Genomic DNA, 20,210 nt, shown 5'->3' with positions numbered 1-20,210 from the left:
TCTAGCCTTTGTAGACCAGCCCTTGCGGGTCGATCTCCGGCTTGCGGCCGGCGACCACATCGGCAAGGAATCTTCCGGAACCGCAGGCCATTGTCCAGCCGACATGGCCGTGGCCGGTATCGAGGTATAGATTCCTGTAGCGCGCTTGGCCGATGACCGGCACCGAGTTTGGCATCATCGGCCGCAAGCCGGCCCAGAGCTCGGCCTTGTTCTCGTCGAAGGCACCCGGGAACAGATCGTTGCCAGTCCTGAACATGGCGGCGAAATCGCTCGGCTTGTGGGTGCGGTCGAAGCCGGTGAACTCGGCTGTCGAAGCGAGCCGCAGCCGGTTGCCGAGCCTGGAATAGCCGATGAGCTGATCCTCGTCGGCGCCGCCCATGGTCGGCCCCTTGCTCTCGTCCTCCAGTTGCAAGGTCGCGGTGTAGCCCTTGACCGGATAGACCGGCAGATCGAGGCCGTAGCGGCGACCGAGCAGGCCGCTTTCAGGTCCCATTGATATGACCACGGCGTCGCCAGCGACCGGACCGGCCGAGGTCATCACCGCGCGCACCCGATCGCCTTCAATGTCGAGGCCTTCGACCGTCGTGCCATAGAGAAATTGGACGCCGAGTTTCTCGGCGGCATAGGCAGCGAGGTTCTGCGTGAATTGGCTGGAGTCGCCGGTCTGGTCGATCGGAGAATAGACGCCGCCGGCGATCTTATCCTTGGCCCCGGCAAGCCCGGGTTCTAGCTCGACCAGCCGGTCGCGGCCGACGATCTCGATCGGCAGACCGTGCTCGGCGAGATAGCGGTAATTGTCGGTGCCGGTATCAAGACTCTGCTGCGAGCGGAAGAAATAGAGAATGCCCTTCTTGCGCTCGTCATAGTGAATGCCGGTGTCGGCAGAGATGGCGTTGATGCAGTCGCGCGAATAAAGCGCCAGGCGCAGCTTGATTTCGGTGTTGGCACGCAGGCGCGCTCGCGTGCACTGGCGCAGGAAGCGCAGACTCCAGGCGAAGAAATAGGGATCGAAGCGCAGCCGCACCTTGATGCCGAGATCGTGGTTGTAAAGCGCGCGCAGGAACGTCTTCAGCGCAGCGGGCGAGGCCCAGGCGGTGGCGTCGCCCGGCGACACCAGCCCGGCATTCGATTGGCTGGTGCCGCCCGCCGCCATCGGATGGCGCTCGATGACGGTCACCTCGTGGCCGTCGCTCGCCAGATAATAGGCGGCCGCCGTGCCGACCACACCGGCTCCGAGCACCAATATTCTCATGCCGCCCCCCAAAGTCACACGCGGCCAAATGCGCCTACGCTGCGCCGCGCAGCTCCTTCAATAGCGCTTCTGCGTGGAGCTTTCGAGCTAAGAACTTGGTCTCAGCCCCGCGACGAATTCTTGCCGGTCAGAATGCGCTCCCAGGCCAGCGCGTCGGCGACGATCAGGTCGAGGTCGTCGCGCTGCGGCGTCCAGCCGAGTTCGCGGCGCGCCAGCTCCGAATTAGCGACTACCGCTGCGGCGTCGCCCGGACGGCGCTCGCCCATCCGCACCTCGAAATCATGACCAAAGACGCGCCGCACGCTGTCGATCACCTCGAGCACCGAATAGCCGTGGCTGTAGCCGCAATTGGCGACGAGACTTGTCCCGCCGGCGCGCAGGCGTTCCAGCGCCAGCCGATGCGCCACCGCCAGATCGCTGACATGTATGTAGTCGCGCATGCAGGTGCCGTCTGGCGTCGGATAGTCGGTGCCGAACACCTGCATAAGGGGTCGCTTGCCGAGCGCCGTCTCGCAGGCGACCTTGATCAGATGCGTGGCGCCAGGCGTCGACTGGCCGGTGCGGCCCTTCGGGTCGGCGCCGGCGACGTTGAAGTAGCGCAGCGCCGTATAGCGCAAACCATAGGCAATTGCGGCGTCGCGCAGCATCCATTCGCTCATCAGCTTGGACAGGCCGTAGGGCGATTCCGGTGCAAGGCGGGCATCTTCACGCACCGGCTCCAGCCCGGCGCCGCCATAGACGGCGGCGGTCGAGGAGAAGATGAAATCGGGCACGCCTTCGCGCACTGCGGTCTCGATCAGCGTGCGGGTCTTGCAGGTGTTGTTCTCGTAATAACCGAGCGGGTCGGCAACCGATTCGGGAACCACGATGGAGCCGGCAAAATGGATGATCGCGTCGACCTTGTTGTCCCGGATGATCGAGCCGACCAGCTCCTTGTCGGCGACATCGCCGACAACGAGCTTTGCCTCCGGCGCCACCGCCCACTCGAAACCGGTCGAAAGCCGGTCGAGGACGACAACGCTGTCGCCCGCATCCAGCAGCTCCCAGACCATATGGCTGCCGATATAGCCGGCGCCGCCTGTCACCAAAACCGTCATCCGCGTCCTCGCTGCTCAAGATTTTATCGGAAACTGTCTCAACACCTGCCTTACTGGAAAGCCTGCCGCCAGGCCATCAGTAGCATTAGTGCCTGCGGCAACCAGTCTCATCGGCGCGTGGCATAGTCCTGAAACAAAATTCATGCACATCAAGGGAATCGGCCATGATCCGTGGTCGTTAGGAACAGGCTTGGGGCGTGGCATTTTGACCAAAAAGGCCAAGTGGACGTCGAATAGGGCAATGATTATGATCCCACGCAAAACTGGGAAGCCGAAATGAACTATCAGCGTTTCTTCGAAGACGCGATCGACCAGCTCCATGCAGAGCGTCGCTACCGCATCTTCGCCGACCTCGAGCGCATCGTGGGGAAATTCCCACGCGCCATCTGGCGCGCCAACGGCCGCGCCCAGGAAATCACCGTCTGGTGCTCCAACGACTATCTCGGCATGGGCCAGCATCCAGACGTCATCGCTGCGCTGCAGAACGCCGCCGGCAAGATGGGATCTGGCGCCGGTGGCACCCGCAACATCTCCGGCACCAGCAATCCGCTGGTCGAGCTCGAACTGGAACTGGCCGACCTGCACGACAAGGAAGCCGCACTCGTCTTCACCTCGGGCTTTGTCTCCAACGAAGCCTCGATCTCGACCATTGCACGGCTTCTGCCCAACTGCCTGATTGTCTCGGACGAGTTGAACCACGCCTCGATGATCGAGGGCGTGCGGCGTTCGGGCGCCGAGAAGAAGATCTTTCGTCACAACGACGTTGCGCATCTTGAAAGCCTGCTGCAGGCGGCGGGCCGCGAACGCGCCAAGCTGATCGTCTTCGAGAGCGTCTATTCGATGGATGGTGACATCGCGCCGATCAAGCAGATCGTCGATCTTGCCGAGCGCTACAACGCCATGACCTATATCGACGAGGTCCATGCCGTCGGGATGTACGGACCGCGCGGCGGCGGCATCACCGAGCGCGAAGGGCTGGCAGACCGTATCGACATCATCGAAGGCACGCTGGCCAAGGCGTTCGGCACGCTCGGCGGCTATATCACCGGCACAAATGCGGTGATCGATGCCGTGCGCTCCTATGCGCCGGGCTTCATTTTCACCACGGCGCTGCCGCCGGCCATCGCCGCCGCGGCGACCACGTCGATCCGCCATTTGAAGCGCTCGCAGTCCGAACGCGACGCACAGCAGCGCCAGGCGACGCGGACTAAGCAGGTTCTTACCGCCGCCGGCCTGCCGGTGATGGACTCCGCTACCCACATCGTGCCGCTGCTCGTCCGCGATCCCGAGCTCTGCAAGATGGCCAGCGACCGCCTGCTCGGCGTCCACGGCATCTACATCCAGCCGATCAACTACCCGACCGTGCCGCGCGGCACCGAACGGCTGCGCATTACGCCGACGCCGTTCCATTCGGATCACCTGATCGCGGATCTCCAGGATGCGCTGGTTGAGACTTGGGATGCTTTGGGTATCTCTTACGGTTCTGCGGGCCGGCCTTCGGTGAGGGAAAGCGACCGCGTCATTCCGTTGCTGGTGCCGAAGTCCGGCGGCTGATCCCCGAGCTTCAACTCGGGGATCGAAGGCAACTCACATACTCGTCATCCACTTCGCCAGCCGGTGCGCCGCTTCCTCGAGCTGGTCGAGGCGGCGGTGGAAGCACAGCCTGAGGAAGGGCTCGCCGCCGGGGCCGAAGGCGGTTCCGGGTGCCAGACCGACATTGGCACGGTCGACGATGTCGAAGGCGGCGGCGCGTGAATCGGTGATGCCGTCGACCGCGAAGAACAGATAGAACGCGCCCTGCGGCACGGTGAAGCGTGCCCTGCCGGTCGCAGCCAGGGTGCCGCAGACCAGGTCGCGCGCAGCCCTTGCCCGCTCCACCTGCTCAGCGATGAAGACATCGCCTTCGTCGAGCGCGACGACCGCGCCGCGCTGCATGAATTGGGCAACACCTGAGGTCGAATACTGGACCAGGTTCTCGAACACCTGCTGCAGCGAAGGATGGGTCTTGATCCAGCCGACCCGCCAGCCGGTCATCGCCCAGTTCTTGGAAAAACTGTTGACGAACAGAATGCGATCTTCGTCGGCCATGATGTCGATGAAGGACGGCGCACGACTATCGCCGTAGTGGAAAAGCGAATAGATCTCATCGGCGATGATCCACAGGCCCTTTTCGCGGGCGAGGTCGAGGATCGCTTGCAGCGTCTCCCTGTCGGCGGTCCAGCCGGTCGGATTGGACGGTGTGTTGACGAACAGCGCCTTTGTCCTTGGCGTGATCGCCGCCTCAATCTTGCCGACGTCGCAGGACCAGCCATTGCCGGACAGGTCGAGCGTGACAGCGACCGGGACGGCGCCCGCCACGCCGGCGGCTGCGGCGAAATTCGGCCAGGCCGGCGACAGATAGACGACCTCGTCCCCCTTCCCGGCGACGGCGTCGAGCGCCAGCTGGATGGCGTGCATGCCCGAGCCGGTGACGATGAATTCTTCCTCGGCAAAGCTCTTGCTGAAATGCCTCACGTAATAGCGGGCGAGCGCCTGCCTCAGCTCGGGGATGCCTTTCTGCCAGGTATAGAAGGTCTCGCCGCCGACCAGCGCCCGGGCAGCGGCATCGGTGATGAAGGCGGGCGTCGGCAGGTCGCCCTCGCCGGCCCAGAGCGGGATCATGCCGTCGCGGTCGCGGCCGCGGTTCATGACGGCGACAATGCCGCTTTCCGGCGCAGCCCGGGCCTCGGCGCGCAAATCCTCGATGAGGGTCATGGATGGATCCGTTTTCCGTCTTCTGGACAGCTAGCGTGTTTTACGACAGGCGAAAATAGAAAACCCCGGCCGAAACCGACCGGGGTTTTGGTCCAGGGAATCTGTCTTCGGATTATTTCCTGGCGAGGAGATCGCGAATTTCGGTGAGCAGCGCAACATCGGCCGGCGGCGGAGCGGCAGGCGCAGCTGGCTTCTCACGCTCCAGCCGCTTGCGCAGATTGTTCACGGCCTTGACCATCAGGAAGATGATGAAGGCGAGGATGATGAAATTCAGCGCGACGGTGATGAAACTGCCATAGGCGAAGACTGCGCCCTGCTTCTTGGCCTCCGCCAGCGATGTGGCGTTGACGGCTGAGGACAAGGGCAGGAAATAGTTGTTGAAGTCGAGTCCGCCGAAAATCGCCCCGATTATCGGCATGATGATGTCATTGACCAGTGAATCGACGATCTTGCTGAAGGCAGCGCCGATAATGACGGCGACCGCCAGGTCCATGACGTTACCCCGGGAAATGAATTCCTGGAATTCTTTCAGCATTCGACCCTCCTTGTCCTGACGGGCCAGGCCGCCGCCCTCGCCCGATCGTTGGCTTCACTGGCACAATAGCAAAAACCTGCGGTTGCAGCATGGACAAAAGACCGTTTCCGCCGGCCAAAATTCCGAAGCCGCAGCCATCCTGCGCCGAAAGCCGCGATGGACTTGATCGCCAAGCTGTGATTGCGTCTCAGCAGGCCGGATGCAAAACCGGCAAGGGAGGATTGTCAGGCCGTGCAGGGCTGGTTCGTCGTCATCATTGCGATTGCCTATGTGACGTTGCTGTTCGCCATCGCCAGCCTCGGCGACCGGCGCTCAACGACATCCGGGTCTGACCGGGCCCGGCCCTTCATCTATGCGCTCAGCCTGGCGATCTACTGCACCTCCTGGACGTTCTTCGGTTCGGTCGGCCTTTCCTCCGAGCGCGGCCTTGAATTCCTCGGCATCTATATCGGCCCGGTGCTGGTGTTCGTGTTCGGCTTTCCGCTGCTTCGGCGCATCGTCAGGCTGGCCAAGACAGAGAAGATCACCTCGATCGCCGACTTCCTCGGCGCCCGCTACGGCAAGAGTTTCGCAGTAGCAGCGATTGCCACGCTGATTGCGACGGTAGGCGCGGTGCCTTACATGGCGCTGCAGTTGAAGGCGATTTCCGGTTCGGTCAGCCTGATGGTCGAGCATTATACCGGCTCGCCGCCCTCCTTCGATCCCTTCGTCAGCGACATCTCGCTGGTCGTCGCCATGCTGCTTGCGCTGTTTGCGGTGCTGTTCGGCACGCGCCACGCCGACGCCACCGAGCACCAGGACGGGCTGGTACTGGCCGTCGCGGTGGAAACGGTCGTCAAGCTCGCGGCCTTCCTGGCGATCGGCCTGATGGTGACCTTCCTGATCTTCGGCGGCCCGGGCGATATGGTCGACAAGCTCGCCGAGAATACGCAAGTGCAGCAGGCGATGGGCTACCGCACGTCGCTCGCCACCTGGCTGGTACTGACGTGTTTGAGCGGTTTCGCCATCATCATGCTGCCGCGCCAGTTCTACGTCACCATCGTCGAGAATCGCAGCGAGGCCGAACTGCGCACCGCGACATGGGTGTTTCCGCTCTATTTGGTGGCGATCAACCTTTTCGTGCTGCCGATCGCGCTCGCCGGCCTGGCGCTGGTCGGTACCAGAACCAGCAGCGATCTCTATGTCCTGTCGCTGCCGCTGCTCAGCGGTCACGATGTGTTGGCCATGGCCGCCTTCATCGGCGGCCTGTCGGCGGCGACCGCGATGGTGATCGTAGAAAGTGTCGCGCTGTCGATCATGATCTCCAACGACCTCGTCATTCCGCTGTTTGTGCGTCGCCTGCTCAAGACCACGACATCCGAGAACGAGGACTGGTCAGCGCTCATCCTCAACGTGCGACGTGCGGCGATCTTCATCATGCTGTTCATCGCCTTCCTCTACTATCGCGAGAGCACCGACAGCGCGCGGCTCTCCTCTATCGGCCTGATGTCCTTCGCCGCGATCGCGCAGTTCGCGCCGGCCTTGATCGGCGGACTGATCTGGCGCGGCGCCAACGGCAGGGGGGCGGCGCTCGGCATGGTCGCCGGCATCGTCGTCTGGAGCTATACGCTGCTGCTTCCTTCGCTCGCCGCGTCCGACACCGGCATTGTCGTCCACGGCCTGTTCGGCTTCGACGCATTGCGGCCGCAAGCGCTGTTCGGCACCATCGCCGAGCCGCTGAACCACGGCGTCTTGTGGAGCCTGTCGATCAACACGCTGTTCTTCGTGCTCGGCTCGCTGTCGCGCGCGTCGGTGCCGCTGGAACGCATCCAGGCGTCGATCTTCGTGCCGCGCGAGGCGAGCCCGATGCCGAGCCTGCGCCGCTTCCGCACCACCGTCACCGTCAACGACCTGAAGGACACCATCGCGCGCTATCTTGGCGTCGAACGCACCGAGCGGTCCTTCCAGTCGTTTGAAGAGAGCAGCGGCGCTTCGCTGCACGGCAACGAACAAGCCAGCATGGACGTCATCCGCTTCTCCGAGCAGCTTCTGGCGAGTGCCGTCGGCTCCTCCTCGGCGCGGCTGATCCTGTCGCTGCTGCTGCGCCGCAACGACCGCGAATCCAAGGATGCCTTCCGCCTGCTCGACGACGCCACCGAGGCGCTGCAGCACAATCGCGACTTGCTGCAGATCGCGCTCGACCAGATGGAACAAGGCATCACCGTCTTCGACAGGGATTTCCGGCTGATCTGCTGGAATCGCCAGTATCGGGCGCTGTTCGACCTGCCCGACGAGATGGGCCAGGTCGGCGTCTCGCTCGACCGCATCCTGCGCCACCTGGCCGAGCGCGGCGACATTCCGGCCGACCAGCGGGTGGCGATGCTCAACCGCCTCACCAGTTTCGTCAGCCCATGGCAGATGGAGCTGAAGACCAGCGGCCGCATCCTGGAGTTGCGCTCCAACCCAATGCCAGATGGCGGCATCGTCGCCACCTATGCCGACATCTCAGGACGCGTCGAGCAGGATCTGGCGCTCAAGCGCGCCAATGAATCGCTGGAACAACGCGTCAAGGACCGCACTGTCGAACTGACCCGCGTCAACGAGGAACTGGCACAGGCGCAGATGCTGGCCGAGGAGGCCAATCTCGGCAAAACGCGGTTCCTTGCCGCCGCCGGCCACGATATCCTGCAGCCCCTGAACGCCGCCCGCCTCTATTGCTCGTCGCTGATCGAAAAGGCCGGCAAGGGCCCGACCGGCAAGGCCGCAAACAACATCGAATCTTCGCTGGAATCGGTCGAGACCATTCTCGGCGCGGTGCTCGACATCTCCCGCCTCGATGCCGGCGCGATGAAACCGGACGACACCGTCTTCAGCCTGGACGAGCTGCTGCGGCAGATTGGCAACGACTTCCAGCCGCTTGCCGCCGAGAGGAAGCTCGGCCTGACGATCATGCCCTCGTCACTCAGCGTGATGACGGATCGCAATCTGCTACGCCGCCTGATCCAGAACCTGGTGTCCAACGCCATCAAATACACGCGCCATGGCCGCATCCTGGTCGGCGTGCGGCGGCGCGGCGAACTGGCCGAGATCCAGGTAATCGATACCGGCATCGGCATTGCCGGCGATAAGCTGAACACGGTCTTTCACGAATTCACCCGGCTCGACGAGGGTGCGCGCGAAGCTGACGGCCTCGGGCTCGGCCTTTCCATCGTCGACCGCATCGCTCGCGTCTTGCGCCTCGAACTCCGGATCTTTTCAAACCCAGGCAAGGGCACGCGCTTTTCCGTCATCCTGCCGGTCGCGGCAGCGCAGGAGCCACGGCGCGTGGTCACGGCGAAAGCGCCGGTCCGCACTGCTGCTTCGCTTGCCGGGCTTCGCGTGCTCTGCATCGACAACGATGCCCGCATCCTCGACGGCATGCGGCTGCTGCTCGAAGGCTGGGGCTGCAGCGTCGACACGTTTGCCGGCACGGGGGATCTCGAGGGGTCCGTCACGCATCGCCCCGACATCGTGCTTGCCGACTACCATCTCGACGGCGAGACCGGCCTTGACGCGATCGTCAAACTGCGTGCGATCCACGGCCAGGACATGCCGGCCGTGCTGGTCACCGCCGACCGCTCGAGCGAGGTGCGCGCCACCGCCGGCAGACTCGACGTGCCGGTGATCAATAAGCCACTCAAACCAGCGGTGCTGCGCTCGATGATGGCGAGGGTCAGGCCGCTGGCGTCCGCGGCCGAGTAACGGTCATAATCTTTCTGTTGACCAGGATGCTGGAGCGGGATGCGTTCAATTGAACCGCTCTATCTATCTGTTTTAGCCGCATTTATGCAACGCCAAGTGATTCCACTTGGCTGCAAAATGCTCTAGCTCAGCTGGCTGCCTGCAGCGGGTCGCTGCCGATCTTGGAGAGCAGGATCACCGCCTGGGTGCGGCTGTCGACGCCAAGCTTCTGCAAAATGGCCGAGACATGCGCCTTGATCGTCGCTTCGGAGACACCGAGTTCGTAGGCGATCTGCTTGTTGAGCAGCCCTTCGCCCAGCATGCCGAGCACGCGCGTCTGCTGCGGCGTCAGCGTCTGCAGCCGCTTGATCAGATCGGATATCTCGGGATCGCGCTCGACGCCGAGATCGATGCCCGTGGGCGCAGCGATGTCGCCGGCAAGCACCGACTGCACGGCGCTGCGGATTTCCTCCATGCTGGCCGATTTGGAGATGAAACCCGAAGCGCCGAGATCAAGCGCGCGCCGGATGGTCACCGGATCGTCATGCGCCGACACCACCATCATCGGCACCGTCGTGTGGATGCCGCGCAGCGAGATCAGACCGGAAAGGCCGCTCGCGCCCGGCATGGACAGGTCGAGCAGCACCAGATCGACGTCCTCATTGGCCACGACCAGCGCCTTAGCGCTTTCGAAATCGCCGGCCTCGTGAATGCCGGCGACATTGCCGATGCCGGCAAGCGCCTCTCTCAGCGCGCCGCGAAAAAGTGGATGATCGTCAGCGATGACGAAAGTGTAGCCTGACGGCACAAGTCCCTCCCCGAATCCCACTGATTGTCTGCTTCTTACGGGATCAGTCGAACGATTATGCGGCGATATCAGCCGTTTTCAAGCGGCAAGCCTATGCGCCGGGTTCCCACGGTGAATGGTGCTCAGGTTTTTTGTGAATTGGGCTTGGCGCCATCCTCGCCGCTGTCCTTTTCCATGTCCTTGACGATACCCATGAAGCTGCGCAGGAAGCGCTCCATGAAGCTCATCGTCTTGTTGAAATCCTCCTCGCTGGGCAATGTCGACTCAAAGCGGGCGGCAAGCGAGTTCTCGAGCTTGACGACGCGCTGGTCGAGCGCCTTCACCGAATTCTGCAGCCGGTCGATCTCGTCCTGGAAGGCGGCGCGTTCATCGGCCGCCATCTTGCAGACGAGCTGGCCGGAACGCTCCTCGCAGATCGACATCGCACCGGTCTGCGTGTCCATGCGGACATAGCCGGTGGCCGACTTTTCCAGCCGGTAGCGGTCGGCTTCCTCAGAAAAGGCCGATGCCGCGACGAGCGAGACGAGCGCTGCGGGAATCAAGACGTGTTGCGGACGCATATTGTCCTCCATGGGCCAGTAAGCGCAATTTATCGCATGTTTGCGCCGGAAATGGGGAAGAATCCTAGCCTTTGCCTTAGCGCAGATTCTTGTCGGAAAAACCGTGTGACACTTTTCCGGAACCTGCTTGCCTCTTCCCCGCATGGTTGGTTCGGACTATAGCGCAACCATGTCTCAGATTATCTACAAGATAGTACCTGAAGCGTTGTGGCGCGAGGCCGAAAGAAATGGCCGCTTCACCGGCGCGCCGATCGATGTCGCCGACGGTTTCATCCATTTTTCCACCGCTGGCCAGGCCAGGGAAACGGCGACAAAACACTTTGCCGGCCAGACCGGGCTGCTGCTGGTCGCCATCGATGGAGCCAAACTGGGTGATTTGCTGAAATACGAGGTCTCGCGCGGCGGCGCGCTGTTCCCGCATCTTTACGGCCCGCTCGACCTCAAGGCCGTTGTCTGGGTGCAACCGTTGCCGCTCGACACCGATGGCCTGCACCAATTCCCAACGCTGGAGGCCGAATGAGCGTGCTCGACTGGCTCGGCCAGAGGTTCCTGTTCGCATTCGATCCGGAAGCAGCCCACGGCCTGTCGATCGCCGCGCTGAAATGCGGGTTGCCGATAGCCGGGAGACCCGTGCGTGACGACCGGCTGAAAGTCAGCGTCTGCGGCATCGACTTCCCCAATCCGCTCGGCATGGCTGCCGGCTACGACAAGAACGCCGAGGTTGCCGATGCGCTGCTTGGCCTCGGCTTCGGCTTTGCCGAGGTCGGCACGATCACGCCGCGGCCGCAGGCCGGCAACCCGAAGCCGCGCATTTTCCGGCTGACATCGGACGAAGCGGTGATCAACCGGCTGGGCTTCAACAATGAGGGTCACCAGGCTGCCGAAGAACGGCTTGCTGCCCGCAAGGGCCGCGCCGGCATCGTCGGCGTCAATATCGGTGCCAACAAAGACAGCACCGACCGCGTCAGTGACTATGAACGCGGCGTTGTCAGGTTTGCGCCATACGCCAGCTACCTGACGGTCAACATCTCCTCGCCGAACACGCCGGGTCTGCGCAACATGCAGGCCCGTGAACAGCTTGGCGAGCTCCTGTCGCGCGTCATGGCCGCACGTACGGCAGCAGCAGCGCAGCCGCCCGTCTTCCTCAAGATCGCGCCGGACCTGGTCGAGGCCGAGCTGGAGGATATCGCCGCCGAGGTTACCGAGAAGGCAATAGACGGCCTCATCGTCTCCAACACCACCATCGCGCGGCCGGGGCTGCGCAGCGCCGATCTTGCCGGCGAGATCGGTGGGCTTTCGGGAAAACCGTTGTTCGAGCGCTCGACCATCGTGCTGGCAAAGATGCGCAAACTGCTTGGCCCGGACCGCGCCATCATCGGCGTCGGCGGCGTCGATTCCATTGAGACGGCGCTGGAAAAGATCCGCGCCGGCGCCGATCTCGTCCAGCTCTACACCGGCATGATCTATGCTGGGCCGGCACTACCCGGCCGCATTCTTGGCGGGATGGTCCGGTTCGCGGACATGCAACGGCTCAAGTTGCTGCGCGAGTTGCGCGATACCAGCCTCGATCAATGGGCGTCGAAGCCGCTCTAACCCGAAGCCGCTCTAAAACGCAGTCCGCATCCGCACGCGCAAAATGGCAAGCAGGCTGAAGCCGCGCACCAGCAGGAAGACGTGCAGCGCCGCCCACAGGCCGTGATTGCCGAAGGCCGGCGCCAGGATGAGCAAGGCCGCGCTGAAGACAAGGAACGACAAAAGCATCATGTTACGCATGTCGCGCGACCAGGTCGCGCCGATGAAGACGCCATCCATCTGAAACGCCAGCACGCCGCTGAGCGCGGTGAACGCCGCCCAGGCCAGATAGTTGTCGGCAACGGCGCGAACGTCTTCCGACGTCGTGATCAGCGCGACCAGATCAGTACCGCCCAGCAAAAGGACAAGCGTCGCCGTGGCCGCCAGCCCGAAGCCCCAGAACAGGGTCAGCCGCACCGCCTGCCGGAATTGCATCGCGGCACGCGCGCCCACGGCACGCCCGGCGAGCTGTTCGGCCGCCGTGGCGAAACCGTCGAGGAAATAGCCGGCGATGAGGAAGAAGTTCATCAGCACTGCGTTGGCGGCCAACGTCACCGTGCCGAATTGCGCGCCCTGGCGGGTGAACAGCGCGAAAGCGGCGAGCAGCGAAAACGACCGGATCATGATGTCACGGTTGAGCGACATCATGCGCAGGAATGCCGACAGGTCGAGGATGCGATGGCGCGGCAGCCGGGGCGCTGCCCAGAAACGCCGGCCGATGATCGTCAGGCCAAGCAGCATGGCGACGAATTCACCGGTGACGGTCGCCCAGGCGACACCGGCGACGCCCCAGCCGAGCTCCAGCCCCAGCAGGATGCAGAGCGCAATGTTGATGCCGTTCAGCACCAATTGCAGCATCAGTCCCAGCCCGCCCTCGCCGCGCCCCAGCACATAGCCGAGGATTGCGTAGTTGATCAGCGAGAACGGTGCGGCGAGCAATCTGATGCGGATATAGACGGCCATCGCCTCGCTGACGCGCGCCTCGGCGCTCATGAACCATTGTCCGGCGATGGCGACCAGTGGCGCAAGGGCGGCAAGCACAATGCCGGCGACGACCGCGATCAGCACGGCGCGCCAGAACACCGCCTGTTCCTCCAGTTCGTCGCCGCGTCCGAGCGCCTGGGCGACGAGGCCTGTGGTGCCGGAACGCAGGAAATTGAAGGAGGTGAAGACGACGTCGAAGACCAGGGCGCCCGCCGCCAGACCACCGAGAAGGGCAGCGTCGCCCAACTGCCCGACCACGGCCGTGTCGACGACGCCGAGCAGCGGCGTCGTCAGATAGGCAAGCGTCATCGGCACCGCGATGGCGAGCACCGAGCGGTTGGTGACGACGAAAGACCGGCCGTTGGCCGCTGCTGACACCTGATCCAGGACCCGCTTCCCCATCGTGGCTTGATCGAACAGCCGATGTGGCCCAGATTCCGGACGCCGCGCAACCGCTCATCCCGCCACGGCCAATCGAAACCCGCCTCTGGCGCACCCGCCGTAAACCACCCAAATGCCCCTGCAGATCGTTCATCATCCCGACTACGACGCCGGCTTCGCAGTCAACCATCGCTTCCCCATGAGCAAATACAAGCTGCTGATGGAAGCCTTGGGTGCGCGCGGACTGACCGGCCCCGCCGCTCTCAACGTGCCCGAACCGGCGCCGGCATCATGGCTGAAGCTTGCCCATGCCGCCGGTTATGTCGATCAGGTGCTGGCCTGCGAAGTGCCTGAAAAAATCGAGCGCGAGATCGGCTTTCCGGTGGGCCCGCGCGTCTCGCTCAGGGCGCAGCTCGCAACGGGCGGCACCGTGCTGGCAGCGCGGCTGGCGTTGCTGAACGGCATCGCCTGCAATACCGCCGGCGGCAGCCATCATGCGCGGCGCGCGCAAGGCGCCGGCTTCTGCACCTTCAACGATGTTGCCGTGGCTTCACTGGTGCTGCTTGCCGAAGCTGCCGCCGGCAACATCCTGATCGTCGATCTCGACGTGCATCAGGGCGACGGCACGGCGGATATTGTTGGCGAGGAGCGGCGCGTGTTCACCTTTTCCATGCATGGCGACCGCAACTATCCGACGCGAAAGATCGCTTCCGACCTCGACATCGCTCTGCCCGATGGCACCGGCGATGCGGCCTATCTCGAAAGGTTGGGCGGCGTCCTGCCGGAACTCACCGCCAAGGCGCGCTGGGACATCGTTTTCTACAATGCCGGGGTAGACGTTCATGCCGAGGACCGGCTTGGCAGGTTGTCACTGTCGAACGAGGGACTGCGCGCCCGCGACGACATGGTGATCCGTCATTTCCGCGCGCTCGGCATCCCGGTCTGCGGCGTTATCGGCGGCGGCTATTCGACTGATGTGGCGGCCCTCGCCGCGCGCCATTCCTTCCTGTTCGAAGTGGCGTCAGGGTTCGCCTGACGACCTTCTAGGACTTCCCTGCCGAACCACAGGTCAGCGGAGCAAAAGCCGGTCCACTCTTGCTACACTGACCCTCGGCTTGGGGTCATGCTCTATTTCCGATAGTTGGCGATCCTGAGCAGGATGAAGGCCGGAATGACAATCGCCGCGCCCAGCAAGATATAGCCGAGAAAACGGTCAATGGCGCGGAAGCCCAGATTCCAGAGATCGACGAAGAAATTCCGGACACCGTAGAGCACATCCATCGGCGACCAGCCGAATGCGTTCATGACTAGGCCGACGAGGAACGATACCACCAGCAGCTTCAGGAACACCCGGAGCGGCGAATCGCCGAGAAAGCGCGTCAGTGCGGACAAGGCGTGTCTCCAGATTCGGTTGCCCCGATTCGGGCACAGGGCCAGAAATACGCACTTGCCGCGCTGGCATCAAGGCGGGTCGCTGACTCCCGGTTGCTCCGCATGCCGGGTTGGCCGGATTGTCTGCTCGCCAACTTATGTTGCAACGCCGGCTCCCTTGCCATGGCGGAGTAACAGTCGGATGGCTGGAAGGCACGAGTGCACGCTTAACGATTGCCCGAACTCCGGCTTGCGTGGTAACGAGGCTGCTGCGCGGGTATGATGTAATGGTAGCTTGTCAGCTTCCCAAGCTGAACGCGCGGGTTCGATTCCCGCTACCCGCTCCACCTTGCCCTATAAGGCATTGAGGTTGCTGATGAGCTGCGAGCGGTAGACGTCGAACTTGGCCTCGTAAAGCCAGTCGTCACCTTGGGGCGGCTTGGCTACCAAGGTAGGCATCATCGGCGGAATGAAGTCGAGCCTGCCGGCGCCGGCACTCACAGGGCCCACATGATCGGGTCTAGGTCGCCGGCACATATGAAGTGGATAGAACATAACGGGATTCTAGTAAGAGGCGGCAACAAAAGATGCTGATCCGCGTTGCTAGTCAAAAGGGACCGCGATGTTTGGCAAAGACCTCTTGGTTCGCATGCTTGACCGCCGCGACGCCCTGCCGCCAGACGAAATCGCGCTTATTGAGGCTCTTCCAGTCCGGCCGGTGACTTTTGGACATGATGAGGAGATCGTCAGGGAGGGTTCCCGCCCCGCCGAAAGCTGTCTTCTCGCGAATGGTTTCGCAGTTCGAAACCAGGCTATTCGGGAAGGAAAGCGTCAAATAACGGCAATTCACGTGCCGGGAGACTTTGTCGATCTGCATAGTTTACTGCTAAAAGTGATGGATCACAGCGTGAGCGCGCTGGGTTCGTGCGATGTTGTTTTCATTCGACACAAAGACCTGCTCACAGCAATGGGTGGAAGTCCACATCTCACCCGGATGCTCTGGCTTTCGACGACTATCGATGCCTCAATCCAAAGGACTTGGATAACCTGCCTCGGGCGTCGCTCCGCCAAACAGCATCTCGCACATATAATCTGCGAGTTGTATGTCCGGTTAGAGATAGTTGGATTGGCCTCTGACCAGACGTTCGCGATTCCACTGACCCAGGCGGAATTGGGCGACGTGCTTGGTCTATCAGTAGTTCACGTGAACCGGACGCTGCAGGAACTTCGTGCGAAGGACCTGGTTAGCTGGAAAGACAGGAGGATTGTTATCCTGGATTTCCAGCGATTGGCCTTACTGGCCGACTTTGATACGACCTACCTCAATCTCTTCCATGAACCTCGGTGACCGCCTCGGCCAGGACGCGTCAACGCGCTAATGCGGCATCAAGATTTCTCGTCAACTAAACAATGTGAATGAGCCCTCGCTCCGGTTCGATTACAGCTGGGTTCAATTGACACGGTTGACGTCAAAGAAGGATTGCACATGCGTGAACTCGACAACCTCATCGAACATTATGTAAATATTCGCAGGCGGCGCCATAGTTTCATATCGACGGGCCTCGCCGTTAAGGCGCTCAAACAGATTGTTCCGGCATGCTCGGTCTCTGATTCCGACCTAGCGAACATGATTGCCAATCGTGCAATAGACTACAACCTTCCTGTGAGCTTTGACCTTAATGAGAGCTAGACGTGGTGCTTTATTATACTAGCCTAACCTGAGCCCTTGAAATCCGATGCGCAGAGGCGGGCCAATCTCCGCACGGGCGGCTGGGTCCGCGTCTCGGCACACGGCGCGTGGGAACTTCCAAGAGAGTTCACCGGGCTCGCCGTTGCTTCACTATCGCTAATTTAGCTGGAAGTGATGGAACTTGTTTGCCCCCGGCAAGTTCGTTAGGCAATGGAGGAGATTGCCACCATGAACAGTGTCATTTATCTCATCGGCCTTGTCGTCGTCGTGCTTGCGATCCTCTCCTTCCTCGGATTCCATTAGGAGAATACCATGCAGCCCGAAGACGATCAGGGCCGTAAGCCGGCCGATTTCGAAACAGCCAAAAGCGAACTGTCCGAGCGGTTCCAGCAGGAAACGCAGACCGCGACAGAGGCGCTACAGGACGCTCGCGACGAACTCACCAGGAAGGCGGGCGACTACGCTGCTGAAGCCAAGCAGGCGTTGTTCGACAAGGCCGAGGGAACACAGCGCGATATCAGCTCCAACCTAAAGGCCTTTAGCGGAGCATTGCGAGCAGCAAGCGAGCATCTGGCCAATAATGATCAACGGACCGCTTCGAAGTTCACCCTCGATGCCGCCGGCTCACTTGAGCGCCTTTCATCTTCGTTGAAGGACAAACCATTCGAAGATGTTCTTGGCGAGATGCGGTCGTTCGGCCGCGAAAATTCAGGGGCGCTTATCGCCGGTTCAGTATTGGCAGGCTTGGCGCTGGGGCGGTTTATCAAGAGCTCGCCACCATCTGCCCGGACCGAGACACAGCGTCGATCGCAGACAGACGGGGGTTCACAGACGGTTTCGAACTCGGATGAGTCTGCTACGCGATCGGCAGAGGCAGCTGACACGACGCCGTCCCGCTTCAACCAGCCTAGGGACGACAGGGCCGGCGATGACTTGGCCGGTGAAGATTTGGCCGGTGACGACTGGGCCGGCGCAAGCCTGGAGCGGAACCCATGACCAACAATCAGGAAAGTCGCGGCCTCGCAACCCTCGTCAGCGATCTGGCACAGCAGGTCACAACCCTGCTTCAAACCGAAAGTAGGCTGTTGCGGGCCGAAATGTCGGAAAAAATCAGCAAGGCCGGCGCAGGCGCAGCCGAGGTTCTGGCCGGTGCCATATGCCTTCTCGCGGCCTTGATGGTGCTTTTGCAAGCACTCGTAATAGCCCTGGCGAGTGCCGGCCTGGGAGCGGGATGGTCCTCGCTGCTGGTCGGGATCGTCGTCGCGGTACTGGGAATCATTCTCTTGCGCTCTGGCACGAAAAGCATGGCTCCTTCCGAGCTGACGCCCGATCGCACACAAGACCAACTCAAGCGCGACGCGCGCGTGATCAAGGATCAAATAAGATGAGCGACAAATCCGCAGCCGAGCTCGAGCGCGATGCCGACATCGCCCGGGCGAAAGTAGCAGACACCGCCGATTCGATCCGCAGCAAGATGACACCGGGTCAATTGATCGACGAATTTACCGGAATGTTCGCCGGCGGCGAGGGATCCGCCATGCTTGGCAACCTCAAGTCGCAGGTCAGGGACAACCCGTTGCCGCTGACATTGATTGGAGCCGGCCTGGCCTGGCTGATGCTCGGCAACGGCCCGTCGGCAACCAACTCAGCTGCCGCTGGCTATCGGAGAGGCACGGCTTCTGACGCTTTCTCCGATCTGCGCGGCGATGATTTTAGCGAGGGTAGCGAAGGGTCCGGAATCGGGGCGATGCTCTCAGATACCGCCGGTTCGCTTACATCAGCAGCAAGTAGCGCCGCCGAAGCTGCAGCAAACGCAGCAACGGGCGCCAAGGAGAGGATGACAAACACCGCCGGCCAGCTCGGCTCAAGCGCCAGCGAGATAGCGGCTCGGACGCGCCAATCGGCACAAGACCTCTTCGAGCGCGAGCCGTTGGCTATCGCCGTAGTCGGCCTTGCGCTGGGCACTGCCATCGGGGTGATGCTGCCCCACACAGCCACAGAGGACGAGCAACTTGGCGCCTATCGCGACAAAATTCGCGACAGCGCGGCGGAGGTTTTCGAAACGGGCCTGGAGCAAGCAAAGCAAGTTGCCGCCGAGGCCTACGAAACGGTCAAGGAAGAGGCCAACCGGCAAGGCTCGGGTGGAGATACCGACACGTTAGCAGGCAAGGTCGGCAAAGTTGTGGAATCGACCGCAAAGCGAACCGAGGAAGCCGTTCGCGATCGTTTGCCGGGCTCGTCGGACGGGTCTTCTACCGCCTGATGGCATCGCCACGGGCCTGAATGACGGGCCTGGTCCGACTTGGGATGTCGGAGGTCCACAAATTCTCTGCGACTTTCCTCAGGAATGGCTTGCGGAACCGGTCTGCTGGCCAGTCCGCTTTGCTACGGAGCAAGCTCGTCGACGGTGTGGGCGGTCTCGTTCTTGAATTCGACTTTCGTGCCCGGCTGCACCATCGAGCCGAGATCTTCGGCATCCCAATTGGTCAGTCGGATGCAGCCATGTGAGAAGGTCGTGCCGATCTTGCCCGGTTCGGGCGTGCCGTGGATGCCGTAGCTTTCGATGGAGAGATCGATCCAGACCGATCCCACCGGATTGTTCGGCCCGGCAGCGATGGTGAAGGGCCGCTTGGTCTTGACTCCCTTGAAAGCGAAGTCCGGATCATAGTGATAGGTTGGGTTGCGCACCACGCGCTTGACCTCCGCCATGCCGCTTGGCGCCGGGTTTTCATCGCTTCCAATCGAGGCCGGGTAGACTGCGAGCCATTTGCCGGAAGGGTCGAGCACGCGCACCAGGCGAGCGCCCTTGTCGACCTCAATGCCGGCAACGCCAGCGGGAGGATCGCCCCGGCCAATATCAGGCACCACCAAGGTCGTGCCGGCCTTCCTGAAGCCGATGCCCGGATTGAGCATCCTGAGCAACTGTTCGCTGATATGGAAGCGCTCCGCCAGCCTCTCCGCCGCAGTGCGATAGCCGAGCCGCCGCAGACGGGCCATCCTCTCCATGCGAGCCGGAATACGCCTGGTGAAGGGTCCGCGCACATCCTTGCGCGTTACCTCATAGGTGACCAGCACCGGGTCGGTGGAGGTTGCCATGAGCTTACTCCAGGTCTCCGGGGTGAGCTTGCCATCGGGAGGGAGTCCGTTCGCCGCCTGAAAGGCGCCGACTGCCTTGGCGAAGTTCGCTGAAAGGCTACCGTCAATCAGCCCAGGCGAGAAGCGGGCGCGATCCAAGAGAATCTGCGCCTTCAGCACGGTCGGATCGACACCCTTCGGTTCTCCGGCGGCGAACTGGGCCTGATTGACGGTGGTTAGGTCCAGCTTGGCTGCCCCCGTCCCGCCGCATGCCAGGGCAAGCGTCGCGGCTAAGACGAGGAGAAACCTGATCATCGATAGCCTCGCTGGGACTGCAACAAGAGCCCGCCTCTATGACGCGGCACGGCCCTGTGTGGTTCCTTCGCTCCAGCGATATTCTGAATTGAAGCGACATGACGAAGCGCCGTGTAG

20 protein-coding genes and 1 tRNA gene are annotated in these 20,210 nt (G+C 62.3%); 11 read left to right on the top strand and 10 right to left on the bottom strand.

The window, feature by feature from the left end:
* Position 1: 1 nt before the first annotated feature.
* Entirely contained in the window at positions 2-1,252 is a 1,251-nt protein-coding gene (locus CIT31_RS00560) for a D-amino acid dehydrogenase (protein ID WP_095517074.1), read from the bottom strand.
* Between the two features lie 101 nt (positions 1,253-1,353).
* A complete protein-coding gene (gene galE / locus CIT31_RS00555; protein WP_095517073.1) occupies positions 1,354-2,349 on the bottom strand; it encodes a UDP-glucose 4-epimerase GalE in 996 nt (331 codons plus the stop codon).
* A gap of 276 nt (positions 2,350-2,625) precedes the next feature.
* Here galE and hemA point away from each other — a divergent pair, with 276 nt between their 5' ends.
* On the top strand, positions 2,626-3,903 hold the full coding sequence (gene hemA / locus CIT31_RS00550) for a 5-aminolevulinate synthase (protein ID WP_095517072.1): 1,278 nt from the start codon (positions 2,626-2,628) through the stop codon (positions 3,901-3,903).
* A gap of 33 nt (positions 3,904-3,936) precedes the next feature.
* On the opposite strand, the gene CIT31_RS00545 is transcribed toward hemA, so the two are convergent.
* Both CIT31_RS00545 and mscL read right to left on the bottom strand, forming a co-directional pair.
* On the bottom strand, positions 3,937-5,103 hold the full coding sequence (locus CIT31_RS00545) for a pyridoxal phosphate-dependent aminotransferase (RefSeq protein WP_095517071.1): 1,167 nt from the start codon (positions 5,101-5,103) through the stop codon (positions 3,937-3,939).
* Positions 5,104-5,215: 112 nt separating this feature from the next.
* Positions 5,216-5,638 carry a large conductance mechanosensitive channel protein MscL gene (gene mscL, locus CIT31_RS00540; RefSeq protein ID WP_095517070.1) on the bottom strand — a complete coding sequence of 141 codons (423 nt, stop codon included), beginning with the start codon at positions 5,636-5,638 and terminating at the stop codon, positions 5,216-5,218.
* Between the two features lie 231 nt (positions 5,639-5,869).
* Between mscL and CIT31_RS00535 the strand changes: the two genes are divergently transcribed.
* Positions 5,870-9,358 (top strand): PAS domain-containing hybrid sensor histidine kinase/response regulator, encoded by a 3,489-nt coding sequence (locus CIT31_RS00535; protein WP_095517069.1) that lies wholly within the window; start codon positions 5,870-5,872, stop codon positions 9,356-9,358.
* A 127-nt stretch (positions 9,359-9,485) separates the two neighbouring features.
* Here the strand turns inward: CIT31_RS00535 and CIT31_RS00530 are convergent, their stop codons facing one another.
* Together CIT31_RS00530 and CIT31_RS00525 are read right to left on the bottom strand one after the other, a co-directional pair.
* Positions 9,486-10,145, bottom strand: a complete 660-nt coding sequence (locus tag CIT31_RS00530) for a response regulator transcription factor (protein ID WP_095517068.1) — start codon at positions 10,143-10,145, stop codon at positions 9,486-9,488.
* A 122-nt stretch (positions 10,146-10,267) separates the two neighbouring features.
* Positions 10,268-10,705, bottom strand: a complete 438-nt coding sequence (locus CIT31_RS00525) for a hypothetical protein (protein WP_095517163.1) — start codon at positions 10,703-10,705, stop codon at positions 10,268-10,270.
* Positions 10,706-10,874: 169 nt separating this feature from the next.
* Here CIT31_RS00525 and CIT31_RS00520 point away from each other — a divergent pair, with 169 nt between their 5' ends.
* A complete protein-coding gene (locus CIT31_RS00520) occupies positions 10,875-11,225 on the top strand; it encodes a DUF952 domain-containing protein (RefSeq protein WP_165778313.1) in 351 nt (116 codons plus the stop codon).
* Positions 11,222-12,298, top strand: a complete 1,077-nt coding sequence (locus tag CIT31_RS00515; RefSeq protein WP_095517066.1) for a quinone-dependent dihydroorotate dehydrogenase — start codon at positions 11,222-11,224, stop codon at positions 12,296-12,298. The genes CIT31_RS00520 and CIT31_RS00515 overlap by 4 nt, the downstream gene beginning before the upstream one ends.
* A 12-nt stretch (positions 12,299-12,310) precedes the next feature.
* On the opposite strand, the gene CIT31_RS00510 is transcribed toward CIT31_RS00515, so the two are convergent.
* Positions 12,311-13,663 (bottom strand): MATE family efflux transporter, encoded by a 1,353-nt coding sequence (locus CIT31_RS00510; protein WP_206073306.1) that lies wholly within the window; start codon positions 13,661-13,663, stop codon positions 12,311-12,313.
* Between the two features lie 112 nt (positions 13,664-13,775).
* Between CIT31_RS00510 and CIT31_RS00505 the strand changes: the two genes are divergently transcribed.
* Entirely contained in the window at positions 13,776-14,678 is a 903-nt protein-coding gene (locus tag CIT31_RS00505; RefSeq protein WP_095517065.1) for a histone deacetylase family protein, read from the top strand.
* A gap of 92 nt (positions 14,679-14,770) precedes the next feature.
* Here CIT31_RS00505 and CIT31_RS00500 read toward each other — a convergent pair whose 3' ends face one another.
* On the bottom strand, positions 14,771-15,034 hold the full coding sequence (locus CIT31_RS00500) for a DUF6460 domain-containing protein (RefSeq protein ID WP_029356786.1): 264 nt from the start codon (positions 15,032-15,034) through the stop codon (positions 14,771-14,773).
* 252 nt (positions 15,035-15,286) lie between these two features.
* Here CIT31_RS00500 and CIT31_RS00495 point away from each other — a divergent pair.
* Positions 15,287-15,360 (top strand) — tRNA-Gly (locus CIT31_RS00495).
* Between the two features lie 7 nt (positions 15,361-15,367).
* Here the strand turns inward: CIT31_RS00495 and CIT31_RS34030 are convergent.
* Complete coding sequence (locus CIT31_RS34030; RefSeq protein WP_165778312.1) at positions 15,368-15,523, bottom strand: hypothetical protein; 156 nt, start codon at positions 15,521-15,523, stop codon at positions 15,368-15,370.
* A gap of 112 nt (positions 15,524-15,635) precedes the next feature.
* On the opposite strand from CIT31_RS34030, the gene CIT31_RS00490 reads away from it, so the two are divergent.
* From CIT31_RS00490 to CIT31_RS00470, 5 genes are all read left to right on the top strand, one after another.
* On the top strand, positions 15,636-16,361 hold the full coding sequence (locus CIT31_RS00490; protein ID WP_095517064.1) for a Crp/Fnr family transcriptional regulator: 726 nt from the start codon (positions 15,636-15,638) through the stop codon (positions 16,359-16,361).
* A 138-nt stretch (positions 16,362-16,499) separates the two neighbouring features.
* Positions 16,500-16,703, top strand: coding sequence for a hypothetical protein (locus CIT31_RS00485; protein ID WP_095517063.1), 204 nt, complete (start codon positions 16,500-16,502; stop codon positions 16,701-16,703).
* Positions 16,704-17,015: 312 nt separating this feature from the next.
* Complete coding sequence (locus tag CIT31_RS00480) at positions 17,016-17,699, top strand: hypothetical protein (protein WP_245316064.1); 684 nt, start codon at positions 17,016-17,018, stop codon at positions 17,697-17,699.
* Positions 17,696-18,091 carry a phage holin family protein gene (locus tag CIT31_RS00475; RefSeq protein ID WP_065005831.1) on the top strand — a complete coding sequence of 132 codons (396 nt, stop codon included), beginning with the start codon at positions 17,696-17,698 and terminating at the stop codon, positions 18,089-18,091. The genes CIT31_RS00480 and CIT31_RS00475 overlap by 4 nt, the downstream gene beginning before the upstream one ends.
* Positions 18,088-18,966, top strand: a complete 879-nt coding sequence (locus tag CIT31_RS00470) for a hypothetical protein (RefSeq protein ID WP_095517062.1) — start codon at positions 18,088-18,090, stop codon at positions 18,964-18,966. The genes CIT31_RS00475 and CIT31_RS00470 overlap by 4 nt, the downstream gene beginning before the upstream one ends.
* 122 nt (positions 18,967-19,088) lie before the next feature.
* Here CIT31_RS00470 and CIT31_RS00465 read toward each other — a convergent pair whose 3' ends face one another.
* Positions 19,089-20,093 (bottom strand): L,D-transpeptidase family protein, encoded by a 1,005-nt coding sequence (locus tag CIT31_RS00465; RefSeq protein ID WP_095517061.1) that lies wholly within the window; start codon positions 20,091-20,093, stop codon positions 19,089-19,091.
* Positions 20,094-20,210: the final 117 nt, after the last annotated feature.

The organism is Mesorhizobium wenxiniae (genome assembly GCF_002284535.1).
GTDB lineage: Bacteria > Pseudomonadota > Alphaproteobacteria > Rhizobiales > Rhizobiaceae > Mesorhizobium > Mesorhizobium wenxiniae.
Note: the sequence above shows the minus strand (reverse complement) of the source record. Positions and strands in the feature narration are given on the sequence as shown.

Bases quoted from the DNA above. Each gene is read 5' to 3' on its own strand.
- CIT31_RS00560 (WP_095517074.1), bottom strand. From the start codon at position 1,252: ATGAGAATATTGGTGCTCGGAGCCGGTGTGGTCGGCACGGCGGCCGCC.
- galE (WP_095517073.1), bottom strand. From the start codon at position 2,349: ATGACGGTTTTGGTGACAGGCGGCGCCGGCTATATCGGCAGCCATATG.
- hemA (WP_095517072.1), top strand. From the start codon at position 2,626: ATGAACTATCAGCGTTTCTTCGAAGACGCGATCGACCAGCTCCATGCA.
- CIT31_RS00545 (WP_095517071.1), bottom strand. From the start codon at position 5,103: ATGACCCTCATCGAGGATTTGCGCGCCGAGGCCCGGGCTGCGCCGGAA.
- mscL (WP_095517070.1), bottom strand. From the start codon at position 5,638: ATGCTGAAAGAATTCCAGGAATTCATTTCCCGGGGTAACGTCATGGAC.
- CIT31_RS00525 (WP_095517163.1), bottom strand. From the start codon at position 10,705: ATGCGTCCGCAACACGTCTTGATTCCCGCAGCGCTCGTCTCGCTCGTC.
- CIT31_RS00520 (WP_165778313.1), top strand. From the start codon at position 10,875: ATGTCTCAGATTATCTACAAGATAGTACCTGAAGCGTTGTGGCGCGAG.
- CIT31_RS00515 (WP_095517066.1), top strand. From the start codon at position 11,222: ATGAGCGTGCTCGACTGGCTCGGCCAGAGGTTCCTGTTCGCATTCGAT.
- CIT31_RS00510 (WP_206073306.1), bottom strand. From the start codon at position 13,663: ATGGGGAAGCGGGTCCTGGATCAGGTGTCAGCAGCGGCCAACGGCCGG.
- CIT31_RS00505 (WP_095517065.1), top strand. From the start codon at position 13,776: ATGCCCCTGCAGATCGTTCATCATCCCGACTACGACGCCGGCTTCGCA.
- CIT31_RS00490 (WP_095517064.1), top strand. From the start codon at position 15,636: ATGTTTGGCAAAGACCTCTTGGTTCGCATGCTTGACCGCCGCGACGCC.
- CIT31_RS00485 (WP_095517063.1), top strand. From the start codon at position 16,500: ATGCGTGAACTCGACAACCTCATCGAACATTATGTAAATATTCGCAGG.
- CIT31_RS00480 (WP_245316064.1), top strand. From the start codon at position 17,016: ATGCAGCCCGAAGACGATCAGGGCCGTAAGCCGGCCGATTTCGAAACA.
- CIT31_RS00475 (WP_065005831.1), top strand. From the start codon at position 17,696: ATGACCAACAATCAGGAAAGTCGCGGCCTCGCAACCCTCGTCAGCGAT.
- CIT31_RS00470 (WP_095517062.1), top strand. From the start codon at position 18,088: ATGAGCGACAAATCCGCAGCCGAGCTCGAGCGCGATGCCGACATCGCC.
- CIT31_RS00465 (WP_095517061.1), bottom strand. From the start codon at position 20,093: ATGATCAGGTTTCTCCTCGTCTTAGCCGCGACGCTTGCCCTGGCATGC.